This is a genomic window from Lysobacter sp. TAB13, assembly GCF_052113885.1.
In the GTDB taxonomy this organism is placed as follows: Bacteria; Pseudomonadota; Gammaproteobacteria; order Xanthomonadales; family Xanthomonadaceae; genus Lysobacter; species Lysobacter gummosus.
In genome coordinates, this window is the sequence record NZ_JBFRDR010000165.1 from 1 (window position 1) to 484 (window position 484).

Below are 484 nucleotides of genomic sequence, written 5' to 3' on the forward strand. Positions count from 1 at the left end.
GCAATGGATGAGCACACGTTGAACGATATCGGACTGACCCATGCAGAGGCTGCTCAGTGGGGGCCGCTGAGCCGGCATGCTCCGCGCCCCTGGGGGGAGACGGATACGCTGAACTGATGCGCAGGCGCAGGGAAGCTATTGTCCGCAACACGCGAAAATTGCGGTACGCTGGAGCGCAGCGCTCACATCACAGGCCGGATGCGCTCCATGGCGGATGGTTCCTCCCTGCAGGCAGCACAGCGCCTGCGCTCGCGGCCAGGACAGGCGGCAGCGCAAGCCGCGCCTCAGGCGCCGGTTGAGGCGAACGCGCCAACAATCGGGCTGTTTGCCTATATCTGGCGCAACAGCCGTCGGCAGCAGCTCCAGATCATCGCGATCGTGCTGCTGTCCTTTCCCTTCTATTATCTTTCGCTTGAGCTGCCGAAATACATCATCACGGACGCCATCCAGGGGCGCGCCTTTTCCGGTGGGCAGGAGACTGCAC

Annotated in this window: 1 protein-coding gene; it reads left to right on the forward strand. The window is 63.2% G+C overall.

Features of this window, described 5'->3' with window-relative positions:
• Positions 1–207: 207 nt before the first annotated feature.
• The coding region (locus AB4Y92_RS25640; protein ID WP_441822179.1) for a hypothetical protein at positions 208–484 on the forward strand (277 nt) is incomplete at its 3' end.